Raw genomic sequence first — 218 nt, forward strand, 5'->3', positions numbered from 1 at the left:
GCCGACCGCATCCGCTTTATGCTGGAGGACTCGGGCGCGAAGCTGGTGCTGACGCAATCGCATCTGGCGGAGCAAGCCTCACTGAGTTTCGACGGCCAGGTGCTGGTGCTGGATCGTCAGGAGCAGGATGGCCAAGACATTTACCACAAAGACGGTTCGAATTTGGAGCCACTGGCCGGGCCGCATCATGTAGCCTATGTCATCTATACCTCCGGCTC

Annotated in this window: 1 protein-coding gene; it reads left to right on the plus strand. The window is 59.2% G+C overall.

Translation table 11 applies throughout. The annotated features are described in order from the left end of the window. Positions 1 to 9: 9 nt before the first annotated feature. Positions 10 to 218 (plus strand): AMP-binding protein (locus G9G53_RS26140; protein ID WP_446724866.1); only part of this gene is annotated, 209 nt, incomplete at its 3' end.

The sequence above is a fragment of the Paenibacillus sp. EKM206P genome (genome assembly GCF_011066155.1).
Lineage (GTDB): Bacteria > Bacillota > Bacilli > Paenibacillales > Paenibacillaceae > Paenibacillus > Paenibacillus polymyxa_D.